This is a genomic window from Streptomyces sp. NPDC047049 (genome assembly GCF_040643995.1).
Lineage (GTDB): Bacteria > Actinomycetota > Actinomycetes > Streptomycetales > Streptomycetaceae > Streptomyces > Streptomyces mooreae.
This window is the reverse complement of the sequence record NZ_JBEYVM010000002.1, coordinates 758,613-783,631: the sequence shown is the minus strand read 5'-3', so window position 1 is coordinate 783,631 and position 25,019 is coordinate 758,613. Positions and strand designations below refer to the sequence as shown.

23 protein-coding genes are annotated in these 25,019 nt (G+C 73.2%); 13 read left to right on the top strand and 10 right to left on the bottom strand.

The features are described from left to right. Positions 1 to 227 precede the first annotated feature (227 nt). Both yaaA and eda read left to right on the top strand, forming a co-directional pair. Positions 228 to 1,025 carry a peroxide stress protein YaaA gene (yaaA, locus tag ABZ851_RS07560; protein ID WP_361123460.1) on the top strand — a complete coding sequence of 266 codons (798 nt, stop codon included), beginning with the start codon at positions 228 to 230 and terminating at the stop codon, positions 1,023 to 1,025. A 122-nt stretch (positions 1,026 to 1,147) separates the two neighbouring features. Further along, positions 1,148 to 1,789: a bifunctional 4-hydroxy-2-oxoglutarate aldolase/2-dehydro-3-deoxy-phosphogluconate aldolase gene (eda, locus tag ABZ851_RS07555; protein ID WP_361123457.1), complete on the top strand. Its 642-nt coding sequence runs from the start codon at positions 1,148 to 1,150 to the stop codon at positions 1,787 to 1,789. 109 nt (positions 1,790 to 1,898) lie between these two features. On the opposite strand, the gene ABZ851_RS07550 is transcribed toward eda, so the two are convergent. The 3 genes from ABZ851_RS07550 to ABZ851_RS07540 are packed head-to-tail and all read right to left on the bottom strand — an operon-like array spanning position 1,899 to position 4,711. Beyond that, entirely contained in the window at positions 1,899 to 3,092 is a 1,194-nt protein-coding gene (locus ABZ851_RS07550; protein WP_361123454.1) for a bifunctional RNase H/acid phosphatase, read from the bottom strand. A 3-nt stretch (positions 3,093 to 3,095) separates the two neighbouring features. Beyond that, entirely contained in the window at positions 3,096 to 3,839 is a 744-nt protein-coding gene (locus tag ABZ851_RS07545; RefSeq protein WP_361123808.1) for a C4-type zinc ribbon domain-containing protein, read from the bottom strand. After that, complete coding sequence (locus tag ABZ851_RS07540; RefSeq protein WP_361123451.1) at positions 3,836 to 4,711, bottom strand: Nif3-like dinuclear metal center hexameric protein; 876 nt, start codon at positions 4,709 to 4,711, stop codon at positions 3,836 to 3,838. The genes ABZ851_RS07545 and ABZ851_RS07540 overlap by 4 nt, the downstream gene beginning before the upstream one ends. A gap of 376 nt (positions 4,712 to 5,087) precedes the next feature. Between ABZ851_RS07540 and ABZ851_RS07535 the strand changes: the two genes are divergently transcribed. Both ABZ851_RS07535 and ABZ851_RS07530 read left to right on the top strand, forming a co-directional pair. Next, positions 5,088 to 6,497, top strand: a complete 1,410-nt coding sequence (locus tag ABZ851_RS07535) for a hypothetical protein (RefSeq protein ID WP_361123805.1) — start codon at positions 5,088 to 5,090, stop codon at positions 6,495 to 6,497. 160 nt (positions 6,498 to 6,657) lie between these two features. Continuing rightward, positions 6,658 to 6,825 (top strand): hypothetical protein, encoded by a 168-nt coding sequence (locus ABZ851_RS07530; RefSeq protein WP_361123447.1) that lies wholly within the window; start codon positions 6,658 to 6,660, stop codon positions 6,823 to 6,825. Between the two features lie 109 nt (positions 6,826 to 6,934). Here the strand turns inward: ABZ851_RS07530 and ABZ851_RS07525 are convergent, their stop codons facing one another. From ABZ851_RS07525 to ABZ851_RS07515, 3 genes are all read right to left on the bottom strand, one after another. Further along, positions 6,935 to 7,903, bottom strand: coding sequence for a 3-oxoacyl-ACP reductase (locus ABZ851_RS07525; protein WP_361123444.1), 969 nt, complete (start codon positions 7,901 to 7,903; stop codon positions 6,935 to 6,937). Between the two features lie 125 nt (positions 7,904 to 8,028). Further along, complete coding sequence (locus ABZ851_RS07520; RefSeq protein ID WP_336051403.1) at positions 8,029 to 9,105, bottom strand: Zn-dependent alcohol dehydrogenase; 1,077 nt, start codon at positions 9,103 to 9,105, stop codon at positions 8,029 to 8,031. A gap of 140 nt (positions 9,106 to 9,245) precedes the next feature. Further along, positions 9,246 to 10,160, bottom strand: coding sequence for a MaoC/PaaZ C-terminal domain-containing protein (locus ABZ851_RS07515; RefSeq protein ID WP_361123440.1), 915 nt, complete (start codon positions 10,158 to 10,160; stop codon positions 9,246 to 9,248). 392 nt (positions 10,161 to 10,552) lie between these two features. On the opposite strand from ABZ851_RS07515, the gene ABZ851_RS07510 reads away from it, so the two are divergent. From ABZ851_RS07510 to ABZ851_RS07495, 4 genes are read left to right on the top strand one after another with little or no spacing between them, the layout of a single operon-like run. Beyond that, complete coding sequence (locus ABZ851_RS07510) at positions 10,553 to 11,536, top strand: ABC transporter ATP-binding protein (RefSeq protein ID WP_361123437.1); 984 nt, start codon at positions 10,553 to 10,555, stop codon at positions 11,534 to 11,536. Continuing rightward, positions 11,536 to 12,264, top strand: a complete 729-nt coding sequence (locus tag ABZ851_RS07505; protein ID WP_361123434.1) for an ABC transporter permease — start codon at positions 11,536 to 11,538, stop codon at positions 12,262 to 12,264. The genes ABZ851_RS07510 and ABZ851_RS07505 overlap by 1 nt, the downstream gene beginning before the upstream one ends. A 6-nt stretch (positions 12,265 to 12,270) precedes the next feature. Further along, positions 12,271 to 13,731, top strand: coding sequence for a histidine kinase (locus tag ABZ851_RS07500; RefSeq protein ID WP_361123431.1), 1,461 nt, complete (start codon positions 12,271 to 12,273; stop codon positions 13,729 to 13,731). Continuing rightward, positions 13,728 to 14,333, top strand: coding sequence for a response regulator transcription factor (locus tag ABZ851_RS07495; RefSeq protein WP_361123428.1), 606 nt, complete (start codon positions 13,728 to 13,730; stop codon positions 14,331 to 14,333). The genes ABZ851_RS07500 and ABZ851_RS07495 overlap by 4 nt, the downstream gene beginning before the upstream one ends. Before the next feature lie 70 nt (positions 14,334 to 14,403). Here ABZ851_RS07495 and ABZ851_RS07490 read toward each other — a convergent pair whose 3' ends face one another. From ABZ851_RS07490 to ABZ851_RS07480, 3 genes are all read right to left on the bottom strand, one after another. Then, positions 14,404 to 15,852: an MFS transporter gene (locus ABZ851_RS07490; RefSeq protein WP_361123802.1), complete on the bottom strand. Its 1,449-nt coding sequence runs from the start codon at positions 15,850 to 15,852 to the stop codon at positions 14,404 to 14,406. A gap of 270 nt (positions 15,853 to 16,122) precedes the next feature. Beyond that, the gene (locus ABZ851_RS07485; RefSeq protein ID WP_361123425.1) at positions 16,123 to 17,316 is read right to left on the bottom strand and encodes a lipid-transfer protein; all 1,194 of its coding nucleotides are present in this window, start codon (positions 17,314 to 17,316) and stop codon (positions 16,123 to 16,125) included. Positions 17,317 to 17,352: 36 nt separating this feature from the next. After that, complete coding sequence (locus ABZ851_RS07480; protein WP_361123422.1) at positions 17,353 to 19,539, bottom strand: acyl-CoA dehydrogenase family protein; 2,187 nt, start codon at positions 19,537 to 19,539, stop codon at positions 17,353 to 17,355. 166 nt (positions 19,540 to 19,705) lie between these two features. Between ABZ851_RS07480 and ABZ851_RS07475 the strand changes: the two genes are divergently transcribed. From ABZ851_RS07475 to ABZ851_RS07455, 5 genes are all read left to right on the top strand, one after another. Then, positions 19,706 to 19,981, top strand: coding sequence for an HAD-IA family hydrolase (locus ABZ851_RS07475; RefSeq protein WP_361123419.1), 276 nt, complete (start codon positions 19,706 to 19,708; stop codon positions 19,979 to 19,981). Positions 19,982 to 20,407: 426 nt separating this feature from the next. Then, positions 20,408 to 21,073, top strand: coding sequence for a class I SAM-dependent methyltransferase (locus ABZ851_RS07470; protein WP_361123416.1), 666 nt, complete (start codon positions 20,408 to 20,410; stop codon positions 21,071 to 21,073). A 19-nt stretch (positions 21,074 to 21,092) separates the two neighbouring features. After that, on the top strand, positions 21,093 to 22,001 hold the full coding sequence (locus ABZ851_RS07465; protein WP_361123413.1) for an N-acetylmuramoyl-L-alanine amidase: 909 nt from the start codon (positions 21,093 to 21,095) through the stop codon (positions 21,999 to 22,001). A 197-nt stretch (positions 22,002 to 22,198) separates the two neighbouring features. Continuing rightward, entirely contained in the window at positions 22,199 to 23,020 is an 822-nt protein-coding gene (locus tag ABZ851_RS07460) for a hypothetical protein (protein WP_361123410.1), read from the top strand. A 169-nt stretch (positions 23,021 to 23,189) separates the two neighbouring features. After that, positions 23,190 to 24,200: an LLM class F420-dependent oxidoreductase gene (locus ABZ851_RS07455; RefSeq protein WP_361123407.1), complete on the top strand. Its 1,011-nt coding sequence runs from the start codon at positions 23,190 to 23,192 to the stop codon at positions 24,198 to 24,200. Positions 24,201 to 24,214: 14 nt separating this feature from the next. Here the strand turns inward: ABZ851_RS07455 and ABZ851_RS07450 are convergent, their stop codons facing one another. Next, positions 24,215 to 25,018, bottom strand: coding sequence for a maleylpyruvate isomerase family mycothiol-dependent enzyme (locus ABZ851_RS07450; protein ID WP_361123404.1), 804 nt, complete (start codon positions 25,016 to 25,018; stop codon positions 24,215 to 24,217). Between the last annotated feature and the right edge of the window lies 1 nt (position 25,019).

The following is a 25,019-nucleotide window of genomic DNA, read 5'->3' as shown; positions in this document are numbered from 1 at the left end:
GCTCCCGGCGCGGCGTGCGGGTGCCGGGCCGGGGACGTGCGGGAACGGAACCGGGGGCGTGCGGTCGTCGGCCTCGGGGTGACCTGCGGGTACCGGGCCGGGGTGGCGCGCGGTTGCCGGCCGGGTGACGGCGCCTCGCGGGTTCTCGGCCCGTCCGCCGCAGGCCATACCCTGTGCCGGGGCCGCGCCCCGCCGTACCGCCCGTACCGCCGTGAGGGAGAACCACCGTGCTCGTGCTGTTGCCGCCGTCCGAAGGGAAGGCCGCGGGAGCGGCCGGGGCGCCGCTGGATGCCGGTGCGCTGTCGCTGCCCGCGCTGACCGACGCGCGTGAGGCGGTGCTGGAGGAGCTGGTCGGGCTGTGCGCGGCGGACGAGGCCAAGGCCCAGGAGGTGCTGGGGCTCAGCGACGGCCTCAAGGGCGAGATCGCCAAGAACGCGGGCCTGCGGACGGCAGGGACGCGGCCGGCCGGGGAGATCTACACCGGGGTGCTCTATGACGCGCTCGGCCTGGCGTCCCTGGACGCGGCCGCCCGGAAGCGGGCCGAGCGGTCCCTGCTGGTGTTCTCGGGGCTGTGGGGCGCCGTACGGATCGGCGACCGGATTCCGTCCTACCGCTGCTCGATGGGTGTGAAGCTGCCGGGGCTCGGCGCGCTGGGCGCGTACTGGCGGGCGCCGATGGCCGAGGTGATGCCCGAGGCCGCGGGGAACGGGCTGGTCCTCGATCTGCGCTCGGCGGCGTATGCGACGGCCTGGAAGCCCAAGGGCGAGGTGGCCGGGCGGACCGCGACGGTGCGGGTGCTGCAGTCGAAGACCGTGGACGGCGTGGAGAAGCGGACGGTGGTCAGCCACTTCAACAAGGCGACCAAGGGACGGCTGGTGCGGGATCTGCTGTCGGCGGGCCTGGCGCCGGCGGATCCGGCGGAGCTGGTGGAGGCGCTGCGGGGACTGGGGTACGCGGTGGAGGCGGAGCCGCCGGCCAAGGACGGCAAGGCCTGGGCCGTCGATGTGATCGTGACGGAGCTGTAGGGCGGGGGACAGGGGCGGACGGGCGGGGCGGGCCGGCGGCAAGAGCGCCCGGCGGACAGCGAGGGGGCCATGATTGCAGCATGTGCAACGCTCGTTGCGGAGAGTGGGCGAGCGGGCCCACTATGGGCGGCGTGACTCGCGCCGCCCCCTCCTCGGTCCTCGGGCTCGCCCCCGTCATCCCGGTCGTCGTGCTGGACGACGCGGCCGATGCCGTACCGCTCGCCCGGGCGCTCGTCGCGGGCGGGCTGCCCGCGATCGAGGTGACCCTGCGGACACCCGCCGCGCTGGACGCGATCCGGGCCGTTGCCGACGAGGTCCCGGAGGCGGTGATCGGCGCGGGCACCCTGCTCACCCCCGGCCAGGTCGGGGCGGCCCTGACGGCCGGCTCCCGCTTTCTGGTCAGCCCCGGCTGGTCACCGCGGCTGTTGGGCGCGATGCAGGACTCCGGGGTGCCGTACCTGCCGGGGGTCTCCACGGCCTCGGAGGTGGTGACGCTGCTGGCGGAGGGCGTCACCGAGATGAAGTTCTTCCCGGCCGAGGCTGCGGGCGGCACCGCGTATCTCGGGGCGCTGGCCGCGCCGCTGCCGCAGGCGCGCTTCTGTCCGACCGGGGGCATCGGCCTGGCGGCGGCGCCGTCCTATCTGGCGCTGCCGAACGTCGGCTGTGTCGGCGGCACCTGGATGCTGCCGGCCGAGGCGCTGGCCGCCCAGGACTGGGACCGGGTGCGCCGGCTCGCCCGGGAGGCGGCGGCGTTGGCGGCCTGAGGCCGTCGCGTACGACGACGGGCCCGGCACCTCGGTCTGTGAGGTGCCGGGCCCGGTCGCCGTCGCCATGGGGGCCGAGGCCGCGCTGTCGCGCCACGGCCGCTACCGGCTACCGCAGATGCGAGGTGTCGTTCAGCAGCCGCAGCGAGGCGTTGCCGTCGGAGTAGTACGCGACGACCGAGAGCGACGCCGCGGACAGCTCCATCCGGAACAGCGACTCCGGCGGGGCGCCCAGCGCCAGCCGGACCAGCGTCTTGACGGGGGTGACGTGGGTGACCACGAGGACGGTCTTGCCCGCGTACCGCGCGAGGAGCTTGTCGCGGGCGACGGCGACCCGGCGGGCGACCGTCGCGAAGGACTCGCCGCCTCCGGTGGGCGCCACCTTGGCGGAGCCGAGCCAGGCATCGAGGTCGTCGGGGTGGCGCTCGCGCACCTCGGCGAACGTCAGCCCCTCCCACGCCCCGAAGTCGGTCTCGCGCAGGCCCTCCTCGATACGGACCTCCAGGCCGAGCCGGTCCGCGACCGCACCGGCGGTCTCCCGGCAGCGCCGCAGCGGAGAGCTGACGACGGCCTGGATCGTGCCCCGGGCGGCGAGCGCGGCGGCGGTCGCCTCGGCCTGGCGGCGCCCGGCGGCGGAGAGCGCGGGGTCGGTGCCGCCGCTGCCGGAGAACCGCTTCTCGGGCGTCAGCGGGGTCTCGCCGTGCCGCAGCAGGACGAAGGTCGCCGGCGGGCCGAGGTCGGGGGACCCCCAGCCGACGGCCGGGGCGGCCGAGGACGCGGCCTCCTCCGCCGTCGCCACCGCCTCGTCGGCGGCCCGGGCGGCGGCGCTGCGGGCGGGCGCGGCCGCGGTGACGAGCGCCGCCGTGGAGTTGCCCGGCTCCCACTGCCGGCCGATCTTCCCGGCGTCCATCGCCTCGTTGGCGAGCCGGTCCGCGTGCTTGTTCTGCGCGCGCGGGATCCACTCGTAGGTGACCTGGCCGGGCGGGAAGACCGCACCGGCCTCGGCGGCCAGCGGCTTCATGTCCGGGTGCTTGATCTTCCAGCGTCCCGACATCTGCTCGACGACGAGCTTGGAGTCCATCCGCACCCGGATGCGGGCCTGCGGATCGATCGCATGCGCCGCCCGCAGACCGGCCACCAGGCCCTTGTACTCGGCGACGTTGTTGGTGGCGGTGCCGATGAACTCGGCGGCCTCGGCCAGCGCCTCGCCGGACTCCGGGTCGAGGACGACCGCGCCGTAGCCGGCCGGTCCCGGGTTGCCCCGGGAGCCGCCGTCCGCCTCGACGATCAGCGCGCGCGACACGGCCTACAGACCCGAGTCGGGCGTACGGACCAGGATGCGGGTGCAGTTCTCGCAGCGCAGCACCGCATCGGGGGCGGCCGCACGGACGTCGTTGACCTCGGTGATGTTCAGCTCCAGGCGGCAGCCCTCGCAGCGGCGCTGGTAGAGGCGGGCCGCGCCGACGCCGCCCTCCTTCGCGCGGATCTTGTCGTAGAGCTTCAGCAGATCGGCCGGGATGTCGGCGACGGTCAGCTCGCGCTCCTTGGCGACCGTGCCGCGCTCGGCGTCGATCTCGGCGTGGGCGGCGTCGCGGCGGGCGGCGGCGTCATCGACCTTGGCCTGGATGGCCTCGACCCGGCCGGTCAGTTCGGTCACCCGCTCCTGGGCGCTCTCGCGGCGCTCCATGACCTCCAGGACGACGTCCTCCAGGTCGCCCTGGCGCTTGGCCAGCGAGGTCAGTTCGCGCTGGAGGTTCTCCAGGTCCTTGGGGGAGGTGACGGCACCGGAGTCCAGGCGCTTCTGGTCGCGGGCGGCGCGCTGGCGCACCTGGTCCACGTCCTGCTCGGCCTTGGTCTGCTCGCGGCTGGTGTCGCTCTCCTCGGTCTGCGCGGCGACGAGCAGGTCGCGCTGCTGGATGAGGTCGGCCTCCAGGGTCTGCAGCTCGGCCAGCTCGGGCAGGTTGTTGCGCCGGTGGGCGAGCTGGGTGAGCCTCACGTCCAGGGCCTGGACGTCGAGGAGGCGGATCTGGTCGGCGGGCGCGGCGTTCAGCGTGGGGCTCCTGTGGTGTGGGTCGGGGCGAAGAAGGGGGTGGACGCCGCGTGGGCGGTCCAGGGGTCGGTGACCGTACGGGAGACGTGCGTGCGCAGTCCCCAGTCGTGCCGGTCGGAGACCGCATCGAGCTGGGCCGCGGCCTGCTCGCACCACGGCCATTCGGTGGCCCAGTGGGCGGCGTCGAGCAGCGCCGGCGGGCGGTCTCCGGTGGTCTGGACGGCCTCGGAGGCCGGGTGGTGGCGCAGGTCGGCGGTGAGGAACGCCTCCACACCGGCCGCCCGTACGTCATCGAAGAGGCTGTCGCCGGAGCCGCCGGAGACGGCGAGGGTCCGGATCTCGCGGTCCGGGTCGCCGGCCGCCCGGATGCCCTGGGCGGTGGCGGGCAGCCGTTCCGCGGCGTATGCGGCGAGCTCGGCCAGCGTCATCGGATGCGGCAGCTCGCAGATCCGGCCCAGGCCACGGCGGCCCGCCGGATCGCTCGGGTCCGGCACCAGCGGGCCGAGGATACGCAGGTCCAGCGCGCCGGCCAGGGCGTCGGAGACACCGGGGTCGGCGGTGTCGGCGTTGGTGTGCGCGACGTGCAGGGCGATGTCGTGCTTGATGAGCGTGTGCACGACCTTGCCCTTGAAGGTCGAGGCCGCCACCGTCGTCGTCCCGCGCAGATAGAGCGGGTGGTGGGTGACGAGGAGGTCGGCGCCGAGCTGCACCGCCTCGTCGACGATCTCCTGGACCGGGTCGACGGCGAACAGCACCCGGCGGACCTCGGCGCCGGGATCTCCGCAGACCGTGCCGACGGCGTCCCACCCTTCGGCCCGCTCGGGGGGCCAGAGGGCGTCGAGCGCGGTGAGGACTTCAGACAGTACGGGCACGGGTGGAAGATTACCTCCCAGCTGTGACATGGCGCGGGGCCCTCGGGTCGTCTCCCCCGCCCCTGCCCCTCCGCCGCCCTGCCCATGCGGGAAATCCGCACCGGCCGTGCCGGAAATCCGTACCGGCCCGTGCCAGAAATCCGTACCGGCCCGTGCCGGAGATCCGCACCGCCCGTGCCGGAGATCCGAGGCACAACCCTCCTGCCGGGAACCGGCGAACCGGACGATCGCCACCCTTATGCGTGAAGTGTGGCGTCTCCCGGCGATCGGCCGGACGTGCGAAAACTAGCTTCGGTTGCCGACTGGAGGTGACCTTGCGATGACGATCTGCGCCACTGAGGACGCCAGTGCGCGGGACATGCGGGACATGCAGGACATGCGGGACGTGCGGGACGTGCGGGACCGCACGCACCGTGCGGCGCTGACGATCGCCGCCGACGGTTCGTACGCCGCCCGGCTCGCCCGTCACGACGACGCCGCCGGGAACTGGTTTCCGGAGCGCTGGACGCTGAACGGCCCCGAGCCCTACGCCGTGCCGCTGCAGGGCAACCAGCCCGAGGAACCGGACAGCGCGCTGCTGCCGCTCGCGGACGGACGGGTGCTGATCCTGCGTCGGGTCGCCGGCCGTTTCGCCGTCTCCCTGCTCTACCCGGCGGGCCCCGGCACCGGTGAACTCCTGCTGGGCGCCGTGCACGCCCCCGCGCTGACCCTGCTGCCGCCCGCCCCCGGCGGGAAACGGGGCTACGCCCTGGCTCCCGAGGAGCACCACACCACCCTCTGGCTGCTGCACGGCGGTACGGAAGGACCCGAGCGGGCCGCCCGTATCCCGGGACGCTGTACGGGAGGCGTCTGGCTGGACCGCGGCGGCCGGCTGCTGGCGCTGGACCGGGAGACGGACGGCCGGACGAAGACCGTGGTGGTCGATCTGGAGCGGGGCGGCGAGACCGGTCCGCTGCTGCAGATCACCGAGGAGAGCAACGACCGGCTGCTGCTCGCCGATCCGGACAGCGGGCTGCTGCTCCTGCGGTCGGACGCCCCGGGGCACGACCGGCTGGGCTGGTGCGTACTGGGCAGCAGTCTGCCGGTGCGCTTCCCGGAGTGCCTGCGTCCGGCGCAGGCGGCCCTCACACCGTTCGCGATGCAGCCGGGACAGATGCTGGCGCCGGAGAGCTGTGCGGTGGCGTTCCGGGTGGCCGCGGCGAACGGGACATGGCTGGGTGTCTGGCGGCCCGCGGAGCGGCAGTTGCGGCACCACCCGGCGCCGGAGGGGTGGCTGGCGGGTGCCGGGCTGTGGACGGCGGACGGTGAACTGCTGCTGCCGTACGCGACGGGGGCGGAGCCGTGCGGGGTGGCGCGGGTCTTTCTGCCGGTGGGGGTGGCGGAGCCGGTGGGGGTGGCGGAGCCGGTGGGGGCTGTGGAGACAGCGGAGCCGGCGGGGGCGGTGGTTGCCGAGGGGCCGGCATGGGCTGAGCGGCTGGTGGAGCCGCCGGAGCAAGCGGTGCAGGAGGCGCAGCCGGTACCGCCACAACAGCCGGAGCAGGAGGCGCCGGAGATGCAGGCGATGCAGGCGATGCAGCAGGAGATGCAAGAGGCACCTTCCGGGGCGGTGCCCGTGACGGCCGCCGGGAGCGGCGGGGGGATTTTCCCGGATGCGGCGGATACTGACAACCGCTCCACAGCATCTGCACAACCCCGGCCCGCAACCACGGAACCGCGGAGCCTTCCCCCACATCCTGGAATGTGCAGGCCAGTTCCCCTGCAACAGGCACCTCAGGCGGCCCGGTAGACCCGGTGAAGCGCGATTTCCGGCCCCGTTAGAATTTCGGGCGGGGGCTACGCAGCCGGTTGACCGGCCACCGACAGTGCCGCTCGGGTCAGCCTTGGCGGTCGTCGGGCGAGGTCCCGACGCGTACAGCTGTAAGCAATCTGACGGAGTGACTCTTTCCATGTCCGAAGCCCGAACCGACACGACCCAGGCGAGCCCCCAGGAGGCATCCGCCCAGGCCGCCGCGGCCGCAAGCTCCGGCAAGCACCGCGGCCCGGCCGCCGCCGAGGAGTCCGGCTCCGCCGCCCATGGCCGGCACCGCCGGGACAAGCAGCCGCAGGACGCGTAAGGCGGTCCGGCGCGCCCCGCTCGCCGACCGTACGAACGGCCGTGGCCGCCGCACCGCGTCCTCGCGGGCGGCGGCCACGGCCGTGGTGCACGGCGCACCGCGCGGCGGGTCAGTCGTGCTTGAGGGCCAGCACCTCGGCCGCCGCGAAGGTCTCGTCCGGCGGGCGCTGCGCGTAGTACGGGCTCAGCAGTTCATCCAGCTCCTCGAAGCTGAAGAGATCCTTGCCGGTGTCGAACTTGACGGCGATGCGCGGGCGTTCGGCGATGGCGACCATGCCGCCGTGCACGACCAGCAACTGGCCGTTGACCCGGGCCGCGGCCGACGAGGCGAGATAGCCCACGAGCGGTGCGACGTGCTCGGGCGCGAGCACATCGAGCCCGCCCCCCTCGCCCTCCCCTGCCTCCCGGCCCCCCGGATGTGCGGGAAAGCCGGCGAAGACGTCCTCCGTCATACGGGTACGGGCGCGCGGGCAGATCGCATTGGTGGTCACGCCGTATTTGGCCAGCGCCAGGGCCGTGGACGTGGTCAGGCCGACGATTCCCCCCTTGGCCGCCGCGTAGTTGGGCTGGCCCGCCGAGCCCGCCAGGAACGCCTCGGAGGAGGTGTTGATGATCCGGCCGTGCACCGGGCCACCGGCCGCCTTGGCGCGCTCGCGCCAGTGGGCGGCAGCGAAGTGGGTGGTGTTGAAGTGGCCCTTGAGGTGGACGCGGATGACCGAGTCCCACTCGTCCTCGGTCATCGAGAACACCATCCGGTCGCGCAGGATGCCCGCGTTGTTGACCAGGATGTCGAGCCGTCCGTAGGTCTCGACCGCCAGTTGCACGAGGGCGCGGGCGTCGTCGTGGTCGGCGACGTCACCGAGGTGGGCGACCGCCCGGCCGCCCGCCGTACGGATCTCGGCGACGACGTCCTCGGCGGGCGCCGCCGAGGCCTCGCCCGAACCGTCGCGGCCCGGCTGTCCGTAGTCGTTGACCACGACGGATGCGCCGAGGCGGGCGAGTTCGAGGGCTTCGGCGCGGCCCAGGCCGCGCCCGGCACCGGTGACGATCGCGGTCAGGCCCTCCAGTGGCTGTGCCATTCCTGTCCTCTCCAGTCTTCGCGGAGCGCGGTGGGGTGCGGTGGGTGCGGTGGGTCCGGTGCGCGGGGTGCGCGCCGTGAGGCCCGTGAGTGCCGTGAGCGCTGGGAGCGTCGTGAGCGCGGGTGTCAGATCTCGATGCAGGTGCGCAGCGAGGTCCCGGAGCGCATCTGGTCGAGCGCGTCGTTGATCTCGGCGAGCCGGACGCGATGGGTGATCAGGCCTTCGAGGTCGATCCGGCCGGCCCGCCACAGGGCGATGGCCCGCTCGTAGGAACGCAGCACATCCGCGCCCCCGTACAGGGACGGCAGGATCCGCTTCTCGTCGAAGAACAGCTCGAACATATTGACCTGGAAGGTGTCGTCCATGGCTCCCGCGCCGACCACGCACAGGGTGCCGCCACGCCGGGTCATCTCGTAGGCGGTGCGGGCGGTGGCGGACTTGCCGACCACCTCGAAGACGTAGTCGAAGCCCTCCCCCGCGGTGATCCGGGCCTTGGCGTCGGCGAACTCCTCCGGGGCGACGGCTTCGGTCGCGCCGAAGCGGAGCGCGGCCTCCCGGCGGGCGGGAACCGGGTCGACGGCGATGATCTGGGCCGCACCGCAGGCCTTCGCGCCCTGGATGACGGAGATGCCGACGCCGCCGCAGCCGATCACCGCGACCGAGGAAGCCGCCTCCACCTCGGCCGTGTTGAGGGCGGCGCCGAGCCCGGTGGTGACGCCGCAGCCGATGAGCGCGGCGATCTCGTAGGGAACGTCGTCCGGGATGGGGACCGCGCAGTTGGCGGCGACCACGACCTCCTCGGTGAAGGTGCCGGTGCCGGCGAAGCCGAACACGTCACCGCCGGCGCGCCGGAAATTGGGGGTACCGGCGTTCATGAACCCGGCCAGGCACAGATGGGTCTGGCCGCGCTTGCAGGACGGACAGCTGCCGCAGGCGGGCAGCCAGCACATCAGGACGCGGTCGCCCTGGCCGAGCCCGGTGACGCCGTCGCCGACGTCGAGGATTTCGCCCGCGCCCTCGTGCCCGGGGACGAAGGGGGCGGGCTGCGGCAGCACCCCGTTCATCGCCGAGAGGTCGGAGTGGCACAGACCGGTCGCCCGGATCCGGATCCTGACCTTGCCGGGGCCAAACCCCACCGCCTCGACGTCGTCGAGGACTTCGAGCTTGTCCTGACCTGTCTCGTGCTGTACGGCTGCGCGCATGTCACGACTCCTCTCGTACGTACGGCAATTCCGCCCCAGCCCGGGCCGTCCGGGGCGACGGCGCGCCCCGGACGGCACTCGCTACCGGGTGTCTCCCACTGGTGTCCCACTGCTGGGTGTCTCCCTGCCGGGGTGTCTCGCTAGCTGTGCTCCACCACCGTGTCGGCCAGTACCGGCGCGTCGTCGCGGTCGGCGGCCGTGACCGAGACCTGGATCCGGCCGGGCTCTTGCCACAGGCCGATCCGCAACGTCTCCCCAGGGAAGACCACCCCGGCAAAACGGGTCGTGTACGACCGCACGCGGGCCACGTCGCCGCCGAGCAGCGTGTCGACCACGGCCTTGAGGGTGACCCCGTAGGTGCACAGCCCGTGCAGGATCGGCCGGTCGAAGCCGGCGAGCTTGGCGAACCCGGGGTCGGCGTGCAGCGGATTCCAGTCGCCGGAAAGGCGGTAGAGCAGCGCCTGGTCCGGACGGATGTGGCGTTCGGTGCGCAGGTCGGGGGCGCGGTCGGGGAGGCCGAGGCGGGCGGAGGGGCCGCGGTCGCCGCCGAAGCCGCCCTCGCCGCGGACGAAGATCTGGGTGTCGCAGGTCCACAAGGGCCCGTCGTCGTCGGCGACTTCGGAGCGCAGCACGATGACGGCGGCCTTGCCCTTGTCGTACACCGCGGGGACGGACGAGGTCTGGGTGGCGCGGCCGCTCACCGGGAGGGCGCGGTGCACGGTGACGGTCTGGCCGCCGTGCAGCACCGCGGCGAGGTCGACGTCGATGCCCGGGGCGGAGAGCCCGCCGGCGAGGGCCATTCCTTCCCCAAGCTCTCGGCTTCGCTCGAGCAGGGGAGACCCCAATCCCGCGACAGTGGCGAAGCTGGGCAGGACGTGCAGTGCGCTCTCCAGGGTGTAGCGGAGTTCGTCCGGGTCGGTGGCGGGGTGAGGTTTCTCCGGGGTGGCCGCGCCGGCCCCGATGCCGAGGTGGTAGAGCTGGACGTCCTTGTGGTCCCAGGCGAGTTCGGTGGTCCGCGGCTCGGCGGAGGTGGCCTTGGCGGCGTCGATGGGCATGGGGCTGCTTGCTCCTTCACCACGTTGTGAAGACCCCGGCCCGGCCGTCCGCACCGTCGACCGTGCCGGGGTCGTACCTGGTCGGCGCGGCCGCGCTCCGTCGGCATGCCTCTCGGACTTCTAGAACGCGTTCTAGCCGATGGCCCTCATGTATAGCCGATCCGTCCCACGCCCGGAAGCCCCCTGACGCCGCGTCAGATTCTTTCGGATGCGCCTTGATCCCTCGGGTCCCGTCGGATCTCCCCCCCCGGATCACCTGCGTCGGCGCGCCCGCGACCCGTCCTCCCTCGCGTCAACCGTGACATTTGTCAGGGCGGATCACACACATTCGCCTCTAACGCCCCGCAGCAACTCTCCGTAACGTCAAAGACATCGAACGAGAGGCGGGGGGCATGGCACGGATGAAAGAGCCGGTCAGCACTGCGTACACGACAGGCGGCGCCGCGGCGGTGGCATTCTCCGGGGTGACACGGAGTTACGGCGCGGTCAGGGCCGTGGACGGGCTGGATCTGGAGATAGCGGCAGGCGAGACGGTGGCGCTGCTCGGGCGCAACGGTGCGGGGAAGTCCACTACCCTCACCATGCTGCTGGGGCTGCTGCCGCCCGGTACGGGACCGGTGCGGCTGTTCGCCGGCACCCCGGAGACGGCGGTACGGGCGGGCAGGGTGGGCGCCATGCTGCAGGACGGCAAGCCCCTGCCGCGGGTCACCGTCCGCGAACTGGTCACGTTCGTCGCCGCCACCTACCCCCGCCCCATGGCGGTCACCGAGGCCCTGGAGCTGGCGGGCCTGAGCGAAGCCGCCGGGCGGCGGGTGGACCGGCTGTCCGGCGGGCAGGCCCAGCGGGTCCGCTTCGCGGTGGCGCTGGCCGGCAACCCCGAGCTGCTGGTGCTCGACGAGCCGACCGCGGCGCTGGACGTCGAGGCACGCCGCGCCTTCTGGCGCTCGATGCGCGCGTACGCCCGCCGCGGCAACACCGTCGTCTTCTCCACCCACTATCTGGAGGAGGCCGATGAGCACGCCGACCGGATCGTGGTGATGGACGGCGGCCGGGTGGTCGCCGACGGCAGCGGCGAGGCGATCAAGCAGCGGGCCGGCGGCACGCTGGTCTCCTTCAACCTCGCGGGCGCGGCGACCGGGCCGCTGGCCACCCTGCCCGGCGTGAGCGCCGTGGAGGTGCGCGGCGACCGCGCGCTGCTGCGGACGACGGACTCCGACGCGACCGTCGTGGCCCTCGCCGGACTCGGGCTCGTCCGCGCACTGCAGGTCACCCCCACCGGCCTGGAAGACGCCTTCCTCACCCTCACCTCCGGCAGCGCCGCCGGCCACACCCCGGTGCACTCCGCCGCCACCCGGTCCGCGAAGGAGCTTGCGTGATGCTCGACTACCTCCGTCTCGAAGTGCGTCGCACCCTGCGCGACCGGAGCTTCGTCCTCTTCGGCATCGGCATGCCGGTGCTGATGTACGTGCTGATGACCAACATCGGTGCGGGTCCCGGGGGCGCCGGTACGGAGTGGAAGACCGCGTCGATGGTCGGCATGGCCGCATACGGCGCGCTGGGCGCGGCGATCGGCACGGGCACGGGCGTCGCCGAGGACAAACAGCTGGGCTGGCTGCGGCAGCTGCGCATCACCCCGCTGAGCCCGCTACGGGTCGTCGTAGGCCGTGGGCTGACCGGCTCAGTGACGGTACTGCCGGCCATCGCCTCCGTACTGCTGGTGGGCGCACTGGTCAACGGCGTCCGGATGCCGGCCTGGCAGTGGGCCGCGCTGGCCGGGCTGCTGTGGATCGGCACCGCCCCCTTCACCCTGCTCGGCCTCGGCAACGGCTACCGCCTCTCCGCGCAGTCCACCGGCATGGTCAACACGGGCTGCCTGCTGCTGCTGTCGATCACCGGAGGCCTGTGGTTCCCGGCCGAGCTGTTCCCCGCCTGGCTGCGCTCGCTGTCCTCCTGGACGCCCGGCAACCGCTTCGCCGAACTCGGCCAGAGCGTCGCCCAGGGCAGTGCTCCGGACCTGGGCACAGTAGCGGTGCTGGCCGCCTGGCTGGCACTCTTCGGCGGATACGCGGTGTACGCGTACCGTCGGGCCGCACGAACGGTGTGATCGGCGATGGCGCGGACCGGGGAAGTGACAGTGCAGCACAACAAGCAGCGGGCCGCGGGTGACGGCGGGCCCGGCGGCGCGGAGGGCGCCGGCGAGCCCTCGTGCCGGCCGAAGCGGCCGGGCAGGAAGACGGACCGGGGGCCGGGCAAGTACGCCTTCCTGCCGTGGCTGCTGATGGGCCTGGGTGCCTTTTCCAACATCATCCAGGGCAAGACGGGCAATCCGTGGCTGGCCGGCCTCGGGCTGCTCGCCTTCAACTCCCTCTACCTCACCGTCGTCTGGTCCTCCTTCAACCCACGGCTGCGGGACTCCCGCCACCCGGTGTACGCCCTCGGCCTGCTGACCGCCGTCACCTTCGCCATCGCGCTCGGGTTCGGCGGCAACTGGTTCCTGTTCTTCCCGCTGCTGTCGCTGGCCTCGGGCACGGTGCGCGCGCTGCGCGGCAAGAAGCTCGCCCTCTGGCTGATCGCACTCAGCGGCACGGCCGGGTATCTGGTCGGCCGGCACGGTCCCGACCCGTGGGGCTCGTTCGGCATCGGGTACGGCACCTTCCTGTCCGGCATGGTGACGGCCACGGTCCTCAGCCTGTTCGACACCATCCAGGAGCTGAACACCACCCGCCAGGAGCTGGCCCGCAGCGCCGTCGAGAAGGAGCGGCTGCGCTTCTCCCGCGATCTGCACGACCTGCTGGGGCACACCCTGTCCGTGGTGGTGGTCAAGGCCGAGGCGGTCCGCCGGCTGGCCCCGCGCAATCTGGATGCGGCGCTCGCCCAGGCCGCCGACATCGAGGCGGTCGGCCGGCAGGCGCTGACCGAGATCCGTGAGGCGGTCACCGGCTACCGCGAGGGCAGTCTGACCACCGAGCTGGACCGGGCCCGTTCGGTGCTGGAGGCGGCCGGTATCGAACCCGTCGTACGGCAGGCGGGACCGCCGCTGCCCCCGCAGGCCGGTGCGCTGCTGGGCTGGGTGGTCCGCGAGGGCGTCACCAACACCGTCCGGCACAGCGGCGCCACCCGCTGCGAGATCGACGTCCACGCCGACGAGGAGCGGGTCCGGCTGACGCTCACGGACGACGGCCGCGGTCCCGTAAGCTCCGGTGCTGCTGCCCCGGCACCCGGCCTGGCCTGGCTCCGCGACCGCGTTCCTGGGCGCGGCGGCGATCCGGGCGGCGGGCCGGGCGGCTTCGGGGTGGGGGATGACTTGAGAGCTACGGCCAGTGCGCCGGGACCGGACGGCACGGACCGCCCGGAACCTGCCGCGCCGGGCTCCGGGGAGCCGGCCAGCGCGGCGCCGGCCGGCCCTTCGGGACCGGTGGGCGGCACCGGGCTGAAGGGGCTGGCCGAGCGGCTGGCCGCGGCGGGCGGCACCCTGCGCAGCGGCCCGGACGGCCGCCGCGGCTTCCGCGTCACGGCGGAACTGCCGGTCGGCACGGGTGATATGGCGGACGTGGAGGAGTTGACCAGGTGATCAAGGTCCTGCTGGCGGAGGACCAGGGGATGATGCGGGGCGCACTGGCGCTGCTGCTCGACCTGGAGGAGGACATGCAGGTCGTGGCCCAGGTCGCGGCGGGCGATCAGATCGTCGCCGCCGCCCTGGACGCCCGCCCCGACATCGCCCTCCTGGACATCGAACTCCCCGGCCGCAGCGGCCTGGACGCCGCGGCCGACCTGCGCGAACAGCTGCCGTCCTGCAAGGTGCTGATCGTGACGACCTTCGGCCGCCCCGGCTATCTGCGCCGCGCGATGGAGGCCGGGGCCTCCGGTTTCCTGGTGAAGGACGGCCCGGTGGAGGAACTGGCGGCGGCGATCCGCCGGGTGCTCGCCGGCGAGCGGGTCATCGACCCCGGCCTCGCCGCGGCGGCGCTGAGCGCCGGCCCCAACCCCCTGACCCAGCGCGAACGCGACGTCCTCACCACCGCCGTGGACGGCGCCACGGTCGCCGACATCGCCGCCAGACTCCACCTTTCCCAGGCCACCGTCCGCAACTACCTCTCCGCTGCCATCGGCAAGACCGGCACCCGCAACCGCATGGAGGCGGTGCGGGCGGCGCGGCGGAACGGTTGGTTGTAACGGGGAGGCAGCGGGCCGGGCCGGGGGTACCGCGGACGACTCGACTGTGGCCGGCTTCGCCGTGCGCAACTCAGCCGTGGGCGGCGTCCTCGCGTCGCCGGGGCAGCGCGAGGACCATCAGCACGATGCTGCCCAGCAGGATCATGGAGCCGACCTGGAAGGCCAGACCGTAACCGTGCGCCAGGGCCTTCGGACCGCCGTGGCCCACCGCGATGCGGTACGCGGCGATGGTCGACAGGACCGACAGGCCCAGCGCCCCGCCCATCTGGCGGGAGGTGTTGATCAGCCCGGAGACCAGTCCCTGGTCGGCGGGGTCGGCGCCGGACGTGGCGATCGCCGCGATCGGCGTCGCCGTCAGCCCCGCCCCCAGGGCCATCAGGATGCCGGGGCCGAGGATCGTGCCGAGGTAGGTGCCGTCGACGTCCATCGTCCCCTGCCACGCCATACCGGAAGCGGAGATCACCGCACCGGTGACGGCCAGGGTCTTGGCACCCACCCGGTTCATCAGCCGCGGCCCGATCTTGGAGCCCAGCACGATGGAGAGCGAGTGCGGGATGAAGGAGAGCCCGGCCTCCAGGGGCCGGTAGCCCAGCACGTTCTGCACGTACAGCGACAGGAAGTACCACATCGAGAACATCGCGGCGCCGGCCAGCACCATCGCCCCGTTCGCCGAGGAGACCGAGCGCACCCGGAAGAGCCCCAGTGGCATCAACGGAGCCTTGGCGCGCGCCTCGACGGCCAGGAACACCGCGATCACGACCAGCCCGGCGGCCAGCGGCAGCAGCGCGGAGGCCGAGGTCCAGCCGTCCGTCTCGGTCTGCACGATCCCGTACGCCACCAGCGCGAGCCCGGCGGTCACCAGCACCGCACCGGGCACGTCCAGCCGCCGCCCGGTGCCCTGCCGGCTCTCGGTGAGCCACCACACCGCACCGGTCAGCACCAGCGCCCCGACCGGGACATTGATCAGCAACACCCAGCGCCATGACAGGTATTCGGTGAGCACCCCGCCGACCAGGCCACCCACCGCGCCACCGCCGGCACCGACCGCCGTCCAGGTGGCGATGGCCCGGTTACGGGCCGGACCGGGCGGAAACGACGTGGTCAGGATCGTGAGGGTGGCCGGTGAGAGCACGGCGGCGCCGACGCCCTGGACCGTCCGGGCCGCGATCAGCTGCCAGGGCTGCTGGGCCAGCCCGCCGCCCACGCTCGCGACGGTGAACAGCGCCAGCCCGAGGACGAAGACCCGCTTACGGCCGAAGAGATCGGCGGCCCGGCCACCGAGCAGCATGAAGCCGGCGAAGGTGATCACATACGCGTTGACGATCCACTGCAGGCCCAGTTCGCTCAGGCCCAGGCCGGTCCGCATGGCGGGCAGGGCGACGTTCACCACGGAAACGTCCAGGACGACCAGGAACTGCCCCGCACACACCAGCAGCATCACCAGCCACGCCGGTGCGGCCGTCCGGCGCGTGGTTTCGGGCATGGTGGCGGGGGCGGCTATCGGCGGCATGCCGCCCATGCTCGCATTCACCCCTTGGCTCCCGCATCGGTATATCGGTGCATGGACCACCTGACTGGAGACCTAGGACGCGGGACGGAGGGCGTGGGGGGAGGAGGGGCGCGGCAGAGGAGAGGACTCAAGGGCGGGCGGCGGGGTGAGGCGCAGGAGGCCGGGGCCGTAGGGGTGGGCCCCTACGGGATGGCACACCTGGTCACCTGGTCCGGCCACCCGGCCACCCGGTCACCCGGTCACCCGGTCACCCGGCCACCCGGCCACCCGGCCACCCGGTCACCTGCGCAGCAAAGTCACCACCGCGGCGCCGCCCAGGCCGATGTTGTGCGCCAGGGCCACGCGGGCGCCGGGGACCTGGCGTTGGCCCGCCGTGCCGCGGAGCTGCCAGACCAGCTCGGCGGTCTGGGCCAGGCCCGTCGCGCCCAGTGGATGCCCCTTGGAGATCAGACCACCGGACGGATTGACCACCCAGCGGCCGCCGTAGGTCGTGGCACCGTCGGCGACCAGCTTTCCCGACTCCCCGTCCGCGCACATGCCCAGGGCCTCGTAGGTCAGCAGCTCATTGACGGAGAAGCAGTCGTGCAGCTCGATGACGTCGACGTCCTCGATGCCGAGGCCACCGGCCGCGAAGGCCTGCCGGGCCGCGGCCCGTGTCATGGGCTTGCCGACGGCATCGATGCAGGAACCGGAGGCGAAACTTTCCTCGGTGTCGGTCGTCATGGCCTGCGCGACGATCTCCACCGCCCGGTCGGCCAGGCCGTGTTCGCGGACGAAGCGCTCGGAGGCGACCACGGCCGCGGCCGCACCGTCGGAGGTCGGAGAGCACTGCAGCTTGGTCAGCGGCCGGTGAATGGTCCTGGCGGCGAGGACTTCCTCGACGGTGTAGACGTCCTGGAACTGGGCGTGGGGGTTGTGGGCGGAGTGCCGGTGGTTCTTGGCGCCGACCGCGGCGAGCTGTTCGGCGGTGGTGCCGTGGCGCTCCATGTGCTCGCGGGCCGCGTTGCCGAAGATCTGGGCGGTGGGCGGGGTCATCTCGAAGCCGTGGGCGGCAGCCATCACGCCGTAGTGGCGGGCCACCGGCGAGGTCTGGAAATCGCCGCCGTCCGCGCCGCCGCCCAGCGCGCCCCGCTTCATCTTCTCGAAGCCGAGCGCCATGACACAGTCATTGATCCCGGCCTCGACGAACTGCCGCGCCATCATCAGCGCGGTCGAGGCGGTCGCGCAGTTGTTGTTGACGTTGTAGACGGGGATGCCGGTCAGGCCCAGTTCGTAGGCGGCGCGCTGGCCTGCCGTCGAGGCCTGGTAGCAGAAGCCGACCGGCAGCTGCTCGACCGCCTCGTAGCCGATCCCGGCGTCGGCGAGCGCCTTGGAGCCCGCTTCCTTCGCCATGTCCCAGTACTGCCATTCGCGGGTCTCGGGCTTCTCGAACTTCGTCATCCCGACGCCTACGACGTACGCCTTGCCAGCCATGGATGTCCTCCTGGAAGCGGCCGGATACGGGGAGTCTCAGATCAGCGGGCGGGGCTCCGGGTCCCGGGGCAGGCCGAGCAGCCGCTCCGCGACGACGTTCAGCTGCACCTGGGTGGTGCCGCCGGCGATGGTCAGACAGCGCGACATCAAGAAGCCGTGCAGCGCCCGTCCGCCGGCCCCTTCCCGCACCGCGCCGTCCGGTCCGAGCAGTTCCAGCGCCAGCTCGGCGACCTTCTGCTGGTGCGGGGTCTGCACCAGCTTGCGGATGCTGGCGCCCGCCCCCGGCTCCAGGCCCGATACCTGCCGGAGCGTGGCGCGCAGCCCGATGCAGCCCAGGGCGTGCGCCTCGGCGGCCAGCGCGCCCACCTTCGCCCGCACCGTCGCGTCCAGCCCCGCGGCGCGGTCGAGCAGCGCCTCCAGGCCGGTATCGAAGGTCAACTGGTCGGCCATGTGGATGCGTTCGTTGTCCAGGGTGGTACGGGCCACCCTCCAGCCGTCGTCGACCTCGCCGACCACCGCGTCGGCCGGCAGCAGCACATCGTCGAAGTAGACCTCGTTGAAGAGGGCGTCGCCGGTGATCTCCTTCAGCGGGCGGACGCCTATGCCGGGGGTCTTCATCTCGACGACGAAGAAGGTCAGCCCCTTGCGCTTGGGGGCCTTGGGGTCGGTGCGGGCGAGCAGAATGCCGTGGCTCGCCCCCTGGGCGGCCGAGGTCCACACCTTCTGGCCGTTGATCCGCCAGCCGCCGTCGTCCGTCCGCTCGGCGCGGGTGCGCAGGGAGGCCAGGTCCGAGCCGGCCTCGGGCTCGGAGAACAGCTGGCACCACAGCAGGTCGCCGCACAGTGACGGCAGCAGGTAACGCTCCTGCTGCTCCTGGGTGCCGTGGGCGATCAGCGAGGGGACCACCCAGGTCGCGATGCCCAGATCGCTGATGCGGACGCCGGCCGCGGCGCACTCCTGCTGGATGGCCAGTTGCTGTACGGGGCCCGCGCCCAGTCCGTAGGGCTCGGGGAGGTGCGGCGCGGCATAGCCGGAGGGGGCGAGTGCGCGCCGTACGGCCGCGGGGTCGAGGCCGCGGACGCCGTCGACGACGGTGCGGGCCGCGGCCCGGTACTCCTGTGCCGCGGCGGGGAGTTCGAGGTGCAGGGCGCGCCGGGCACCGTCGGCGCCGTGGCGGGCGGCGCGCAGCAGGTGGGTGTCGCCGCTGCCGAGCAGCTGGCGGGCCACGGTCGCCCGCCGCAGATGGAGGTGGGCGTCGTGTTCCCAGGTGAAGCCGATGCCGCCGAGCACCTGAATGCAGTCCTTGGCGCAGCTGAAGGAGGCTTCCAAGGCGGTCGCGGTGGCCAGCGCCGCGACCAGCGCGCGGACCGCGGGCGGCTCGTGCAGCGCGCGGGCCGCGTCCCAGACCAGGGCGCGGGCCTGCTCGCAGCGGACGAGCATATCGGCGCAGAGGTGCTTGACCGCCTGGAACTGGCCGATCGGACGGCCGAACTGCTCGCGCACCTTGGCATATTCGGCTGCGGTGTGCAGCGACCATGCGGCCGTTCCGCAGCTCTCCGCGGCGAACAGCACCCCGGCGGTGTCGCGGACGAGGTCGCTGTCGACGGCCAGCAGCCGGTCGCCGGGCACCGGCACGGCGTCGGCGCTCACCTCGGCGGTCGGCCGGGTCGGATCGGCGCTCTCCTGGACGCGTACGGACAAGGTCCCGGCGTCGACGGCGAGCCAGACGGTGTCCGTGGAGGTCTGCGCGGCCAGCACCAGCAGATCCGCATCGGCGCCGGCCAGGACCGGGGGCGCGGTGCCGTCCAGGACGTAGCCGTCGGCGTGCGCCGTGGCGGTGAGGGAGCCGGGCCCCAGGGCGACGGCGGCGATGCGCTCCCCCTCGGCCAGGGCCCGTACGAGGGGCCGGTGGCCGCCGCTGCGGTGCAGCAGCTCGGCGGCGAGGGTGGTGGGCAGGTAGGGGCCGGGGAGCGCGGCGCGGCCCATTTCCTCCAGCACGACGGCGAGATCGAGCAGTTCACCGCCGCCACCGCCGTCGGCCTCGGGGAGGTGGAGCCCCAGCAGGCCCTGGGCGGCGAGCTGGTCCCAGTAAGCGGGCCGCCCCTGCGGTCGGTGCGCGGCGTCGAGCAGCTTGCGCACCTCCTCGGGCGGCACGGCCCGCGCGGCCCAGCCCCCCGCCGCCTCGGCCAGGTCACGGTGGTCTGCGCTGATTCCGATGCCCATACGCAACAGACTAGAACAGGTTACATTCTGACGGTAGGTCAGAAGGCGGGCAGGGACGCGTGACGTGGGCGGGGCGGCGCGGAGCGGGACAGCCGCCGGCAGGGCACCCGTGACGGGAGTTCCCGTCGGCCACCCGCGGCCTGACCCGCCGTGCTACCCAGGGGCGGTGACGACTTCCCCGATGACCGGCCGGCCCTTCGACGCGGTGCTCTGCGACCTCGACAACGTGATCCGCTTCTACGACATGACGGAGCCGGCAAGGCTGGAGCGTGCGATCTACGAGATCGCGGCCGAGCGGGCGGGGGTCGCCATGCACCGGTGCCTCTTCGTGGATGACCGGCCGGAGAACGTCGAAGCCGCGGCCGGCCTCGGGATGACCGGCGTGCACTACCGCGGGCCTGCCGACCTCCGCGGACCGCTGGGCTTCCTGCTGGACAGCTGATGCGCCACTCCACCGCCGGGATTCCCGAGGGCGCCACGGGAACCACAGAGACCACGGGAAACCACGGGGAGGCGCACAGGAATCGGCGCGGTGAATTCCGGTACGCGCTCTTCGCGGGAGGACACGGGATGACGCGGGATGAAGCGCGGAGGGCCGCCATTCCCTCCGCCCCGGTTCTCCGTCGCGCATTCGCCCGCTTTCCGGCATCGGGGAAACGACCGGCGATAAAACGCCGGGAACGGACCGGACACCGGCGGAAAGCCGAGGGGAACCAGCAGAAACCAGCGAGAACCCCCGATGCACGGAGATGGACGGAAAGGAGGATCCCCGTTCCGATATCCGAATGCCCGTAAGGGAGACCCGCGCCCCGCCCGTCCCGGCCCGTACGGCACGATGAGGCCCTGACCGCACCATCAGGAGGCAGCCATGTCCGCTCCCACGGCTCCGACCGCTCCGCGGCCGGAGATTCTCGCCGCGTTCGAGGCGGCGAAGGGCTTCATGCCCGTGGACGAAGGCCTTGCGCTGTACGCGGCGGCGGCAGAGGCGGCGGCGCTCGGGCTGCCGCTGGTGGAGGTCGGCACCTACTGCGGCCGGTCCACGATCCTGCTCGCGGACGCCGCCCGCACCGCCGGGGTCATGGCCGTCACCGTCGACCACCACCGGGGCAGCGAGGAGCAGCAGCCCGGCTGGGAATACCACGATCCGACCGTGGTCGACCCCGAGGTCGGCCGGATGGACACCCTGCCCACCTTCCGCCGCACCCTGCACGCCGCGGGCCTGGAGGACCAGGTGATCGCCCTGGTGGGCCGCTCCCCGCAGGCCGCGGCCGTTTGGCAGGCGCCGGCTGGCCTGGTCTTCATCGACGGCGGGCACACCGACGAGCACGCCACCGCCGATTACGAGGGCTGGGCCCCGCATGTCGCGCCCGGCGGGCTGCTGGTGATCCACGACGTGTTCCCCGACCCGGTCGATGAGTGGACGGGCCAGGCCCCGTACCGCATCTACCGCAGGGCCCTGGAGTCCGGCGCCTTCACCGAGATATCGGCCCACCGGTCGCTGCGCGTCCTGCGGCGCACCGGCGCCGGCATCTGAGCGGGCTACCATCGCCGACGTGTCGAACGGCAGTACTCCTTCTCCGCCCCGCCGCCTGCGCGGCACCCTCCTCCTCGTGGTGGCCGCCGTGGCGGTCGTCGGCCTGGGGGGCTGGCTGGCCTGGCGGTCGGCGGGCGCCGGCGGCGAGCCGCCGCGGACCGGCGGCATATCCGGGCACGGCAGCGGCCACGGCTCGGCCGGCGAGGACGGCGGCCACGGCTCGCGGGCCGGCGAAGCGGACAAGAAGCATCACGACAGCCTCCAGGGCAAGGTCGTGGTGATCGACCCGGGCCACAATCCGCACAACAACGATCACGGCCGGGAGATCGCCCGCCAGGTGGACATCGGCAACGACCGCAAGGAGTGCGACACCACCGGCACCTCCACCAACGACGGCTACGCCGAGGCCTCCTTCACCCTCGACGTCGCCCGCCGTGCCCGCACCCTCCTCCAGAAGGCGGGCGCCAAGGTCGTGTTCACCCAGGACGGCGACCGCCCGTACGGGCCGTGCGTGGACAAGCGCGCCGCCCTGGGGAACGCGGCACACGCCGACGCCGCGCTCTCGATCCACGCCGACGGCTCGGGCGCCGGCGACCGCGGCTTCCACGTCATCCTCCCCGCGCGCGTCACGGACGGCCCGGCCGACACCGCGGCGATCGTGGCGCCCTCGCGGAAGCTGGGCGAACGGCTCGCCGACCGGTTCCACACGGTCACCGGAAGCCCGCGTTCCAATTACATCGGCCACGGCACCGGGCTCGACGTACGTTCCGATCTCGGCGGCCTCAACCTCTCCACGGTGCCGAAGGTCTTCCTCGAGTGCGGCAATATGCGCGACCCGAAGGACGCCGCGCAATTGACCGACGCCCGGTGGCGGCAGAAAGCGGCCCGCGGGATCACCGAGGGCATTACGGACTTCTTGGCGCACTGACCGCAGCGCCGGCCGCGCCCGCGAAACCCACCCGATACCGGTCCCGATACGCCGCACCGATAGCGCGGCCAACGAAGAGGACGGCCCACAGGATTCGGCGATAGGTTCCCCTTTACGATGGGTGGCCACCGCCGTGCCTCGCACTGCGCACCGCGACAGCGACGACCGGACCCACGAAACCGACAAAGGACCCTTACGTGAACATCCGCTCCCTCAGTCGAGGCGACGGCGTGGTGATCGGAGCAGCGGTGTTGCTGTTCATCGCCTCGTTCCTCGATCTCTCCAGCTACTCCGGCGTCAACGCCTGGCAATCGCTGAGTCTCCTCATGAGCGTGTACCTGGCCGGAGTGATCGGCGCGGCGATCATCGTCGTCGGCCGTGCGCTGCCGCAGTCGCAGCCGCGCAAGGTGGCCGGTCTCGACCTCGCCCAGTTCGGTGTCGCCCTTACCGTCTTCGCGGCCTGGACGGAACTGTGGACCCTCTTCACCTTCCCCAGCGTCGGCGCCGGCCTGATCCTCGGCCTGATCTCCGCCCTGATCCTGGCCGGCGGCGCCGTCGCCACGCCGCTCGTGCCGCCGCTCCAGGCCGCCCTGATCAGCGCCCCGAAGCCGCAGGCCGCCCCGTACGGCGCGGGCCCCAACCCGGGTTACGGCTACCCCGGCGCCCAGCAGCAGGCGGGCCACGGCTACGGCTATCCGGGCGGCCAGCAGCAGCCGCAGCCCGGCCAGCCCTACGGCCAGCAGGTTCCGGCCGAGGCCACGGCCGGCGGCCAGGCGGCAGCCGCCCCCGCCGGGGCCACTCCCGCGGCCGCCGCCCCCACGGACTTCGCCCCGTTCTGGTTCGCGGTGCCCGTCGCCCGCCCGCTGTACGGCGAAGACGGTTCGCCGGCGCCGATCGCCGAACTGGCGCCCGGCACCTGGTACCTCGCGGTGGAGCAGCGCGGCCAGGCCCTGATCGCCCAGACCCAGGACGGCCGTCGCGGCGTGCTGCAGGACACCACCGGGATCCAGCGCGGCTGACACCGGATGCACAGCGGTCCTTTCGCGGCCTCTCACCTCGCGGCCCCTCGCCCTCGCGGGCGGGGGGCCGTTGCCATGTCCGCGCCCGGCCCGTACAGTCGCCGGACGCCCCAGAGCTGACGCACCGTCAGCAGAGGGGCGGTCACCGCGTCCGGGAGGGGCGATCGGCATGCGACTGGGGCTGGCACTGGGCTACTGGGGCCGCGGCCCCGACCCCCGGCACCTCGAACTCGCCCGCGAGGCCGAGCGGCTGGGGTACGACTCGGTGTGGACCGCGGAGGCGTGGGGGTCGGACGCCTTCACCACGCTCACCTGGATCGCCGCCCACACCTCCGGCATCAAACTGGGCACCGGTATCGCGCAGATGGCGGCCCGTACGCCCACCGCCACCGCGATGCACGCCCTGACCCTCGACCATCTCTCCGGCGGCCGCCTGCTGCTGGGGCTGGGGCTCTCCGGGCCACAGGTCGTCGAGGGGTGGTACGGCCGGCCCTTCCCCAAGAGCCCGCTGACCGCCACCCGCGAATACGTGGACGTCATCCGCCAGGTCCTGCGCCGCGAGGGGCCGGTGGTCTCGGACGGGCGCTTCCACCCGCACCCCTACCGCGGCCCGGACGGCACCGGCCTCGGCAAACCGCTCAAGCCCCTCACCCACCCGCTCCGGGCGGGCATTCCGCTCCTCCTCGGTGCCGAGGGCCCCAAGAACATCGCCCAGACCACCCGGATCGCGGACGGCTGGCTGCCGCTGTACTGGTCACCGCAGCGCCCCGAGGTCTACCGGGCCTCGCTCGCCGGCGCACCGGAGGGCTTCCTGATCGCCCCGATGGCCCGCGCCGTGGTGTGTGACGACCTCGCCGAGGGGCTGCTGCCGGTGAAGGCCATGCTCGGCTTCTACATCGGCGGGATGGGCCACGCCGCCAGGAACTTCCACGCGGATCTGATGGCGCGGATGGGGTTCGAGGAGGAGGCCCGGCGGGTGCAGCGGCTCTTCCTCGACGGCCGTAAGGAGGAGGCCGTCCGCGCCGTTCCGGACGCCTTCGCCGACGAGATCTCCCTGGTCGGCCCGCGGGAACGGATCGCCGAGCGGCTGGAGTCGTGGCGCGCGGGCCCGGTCACGGATCTGCTGGTCACCGCCCCGGACCCGCACACGCTACGGGTACTGGCCGAGCTCAACTCCTGACCCCGGCCGGCCGCTTACCCGAAGGACGCCCACTCCAGCCACCGGTCGAGCAGGGCGCGCTCGCCCAGCACCTCGACCCGGTCGCTGTCGGCGGGCAGCCGGCGGTAGAGGACCCGGAGCACATCGGTCAGGGGGCCGCGCAGCGCGACCGCCGCCTTCTCATGGGTGCGGCGGTGGGTGGGCGCCTCCCCCGTGAAGTCGAGCAGCCACTCGGCGTCCACGCCGGGCGGGGCGTCGGTGGCGTGGACGTGGATCGTCCGGCCGGGGCCGAGCAGCGACGTGCCGCGCTCGGCGAAGCGGGCCACCACCATCGGCAGTTCGCCGATCTGCAGCCACTCCTCCAGACAGTCCGCGGCGACGGGCGCGGGGACCTCGAAGGGGACGCCGGCGGTGAGCGCCGCATCGGCCCGGTGGACGACCGTCTCATGGGTCATCCGGCGGGCCCAGAACCCGGAGTTGCGGGCCGTCGTCCAGCTCCAGACCTCCGCATCGGGACCGGCCTCCCGCAGGGCGGTGACGGCCCGCTCGACGCCCGCCGCCAGCCAGGCGTCGAGCGCCGCCGCGTCCTCGCCGTCGGGCCCGGCGCCCTCGGGGACGTCCGCGGGGTCGACGCTCTCCGCCGCGCGGGTGGCGACGAGCACGCCGGCCCAGCGGTGCGCACCCCCCACATGCCGGGCGAGATCGGCCAGCGTCCAGTCGGGGCAGGTCGGCACGGTCGCCGAGAGGTCGGCGGTCCGCACGATCGCCCGGAACGCGTCGGTCTCGGCGAGGAGTTGGGCGCAGTATTCCTCGTGGGTGAGGGATCCTTGGAGTGTCATG

Coding starts and splice junctions, on each gene's coding strand:
- eda (WP_361123457.1), top strand. CDS start 1,148: ATGGGCGGCGTGACTCGCGCCGCCCCCTCCTCGGTCCTCGGGCTCGCC.
- ABZ851_RS07535 (WP_361123805.1), top strand. CDS start 5,088: ATGCGGGACGTGCGGGACGTGCGGGACCGCACGCACCGTGCGGCGCTG.
- ABZ851_RS07530 (WP_361123447.1), top strand. CDS start 6,658: ATGTCCGAAGCCCGAACCGACACGACCCAGGCGAGCCCCCAGGAGGCA.
- ABZ851_RS07525 (WP_361123444.1), bottom strand. CDS start 7,903: ATGGCACAGCCACTGGAGGGCCTGACCGCGATCGTCACCGGTGCCGGG.
- ABZ851_RS07520 (WP_336051403.1), bottom strand. CDS start 9,105: ATGCGCGCAGCCGTACAGCACGAGACAGGTCAGGACAAGCTCGAAGTC.
- ABZ851_RS07515 (WP_361123440.1), bottom strand. CDS start 10,160: ATGCCCATCGACGCCGCCAAGGCCACCTCCGCCGAGCCGCGGACCACC.
- ABZ851_RS07510 (WP_361123437.1), top strand. CDS start 10,553: ATGGCACGGATGAAAGAGCCGGTCAGCACTGCGTACACGACAGGCGGC.
- ABZ851_RS07505 (WP_361123434.1), top strand. CDS start 11,536: ATGCTCGACTACCTCCGTCTCGAAGTGCGTCGCACCCTGCGCGACCGG.
- ABZ851_RS07500 (WP_361123431.1), top strand. CDS start 12,271: ATGGCGCGGACCGGGGAAGTGACAGTGCAGCACAACAAGCAGCGGGCC.
- ABZ851_RS07490 (WP_361123802.1), bottom strand. CDS start 15,852: ATGGGCGGCATGCCGCCGATAGCCGCCCCCGCCACCATGCCCGAAACC.
- ABZ851_RS07485 (WP_361123425.1), bottom strand. CDS start 17,316: ATGGCTGGCAAGGCGTACGTCGTAGGCGTCGGGATGACGAAGTTCGAG.
- ABZ851_RS07480 (WP_361123422.1), bottom strand. CDS start 19,539: ATGGGCATCGGAATCAGCGCAGACCACCGTGACCTGGCCGAGGCGGCG.
- ABZ851_RS07470 (WP_361123416.1), top strand. CDS start 20,408: ATGTCCGCTCCCACGGCTCCGACCGCTCCGCGGCCGGAGATTCTCGCC.
- ABZ851_RS07455 (WP_361123407.1), top strand. CDS start 23,190: ATGCGACTGGGGCTGGCACTGGGCTACTGGGGCCGCGGCCCCGACCCC.
- ABZ851_RS07450 (WP_361123404.1), bottom strand. CDS start 25,018: ATGACACTCCAAGGATCCCTCACCCACGAGGAATACTGCGCCCAACTC.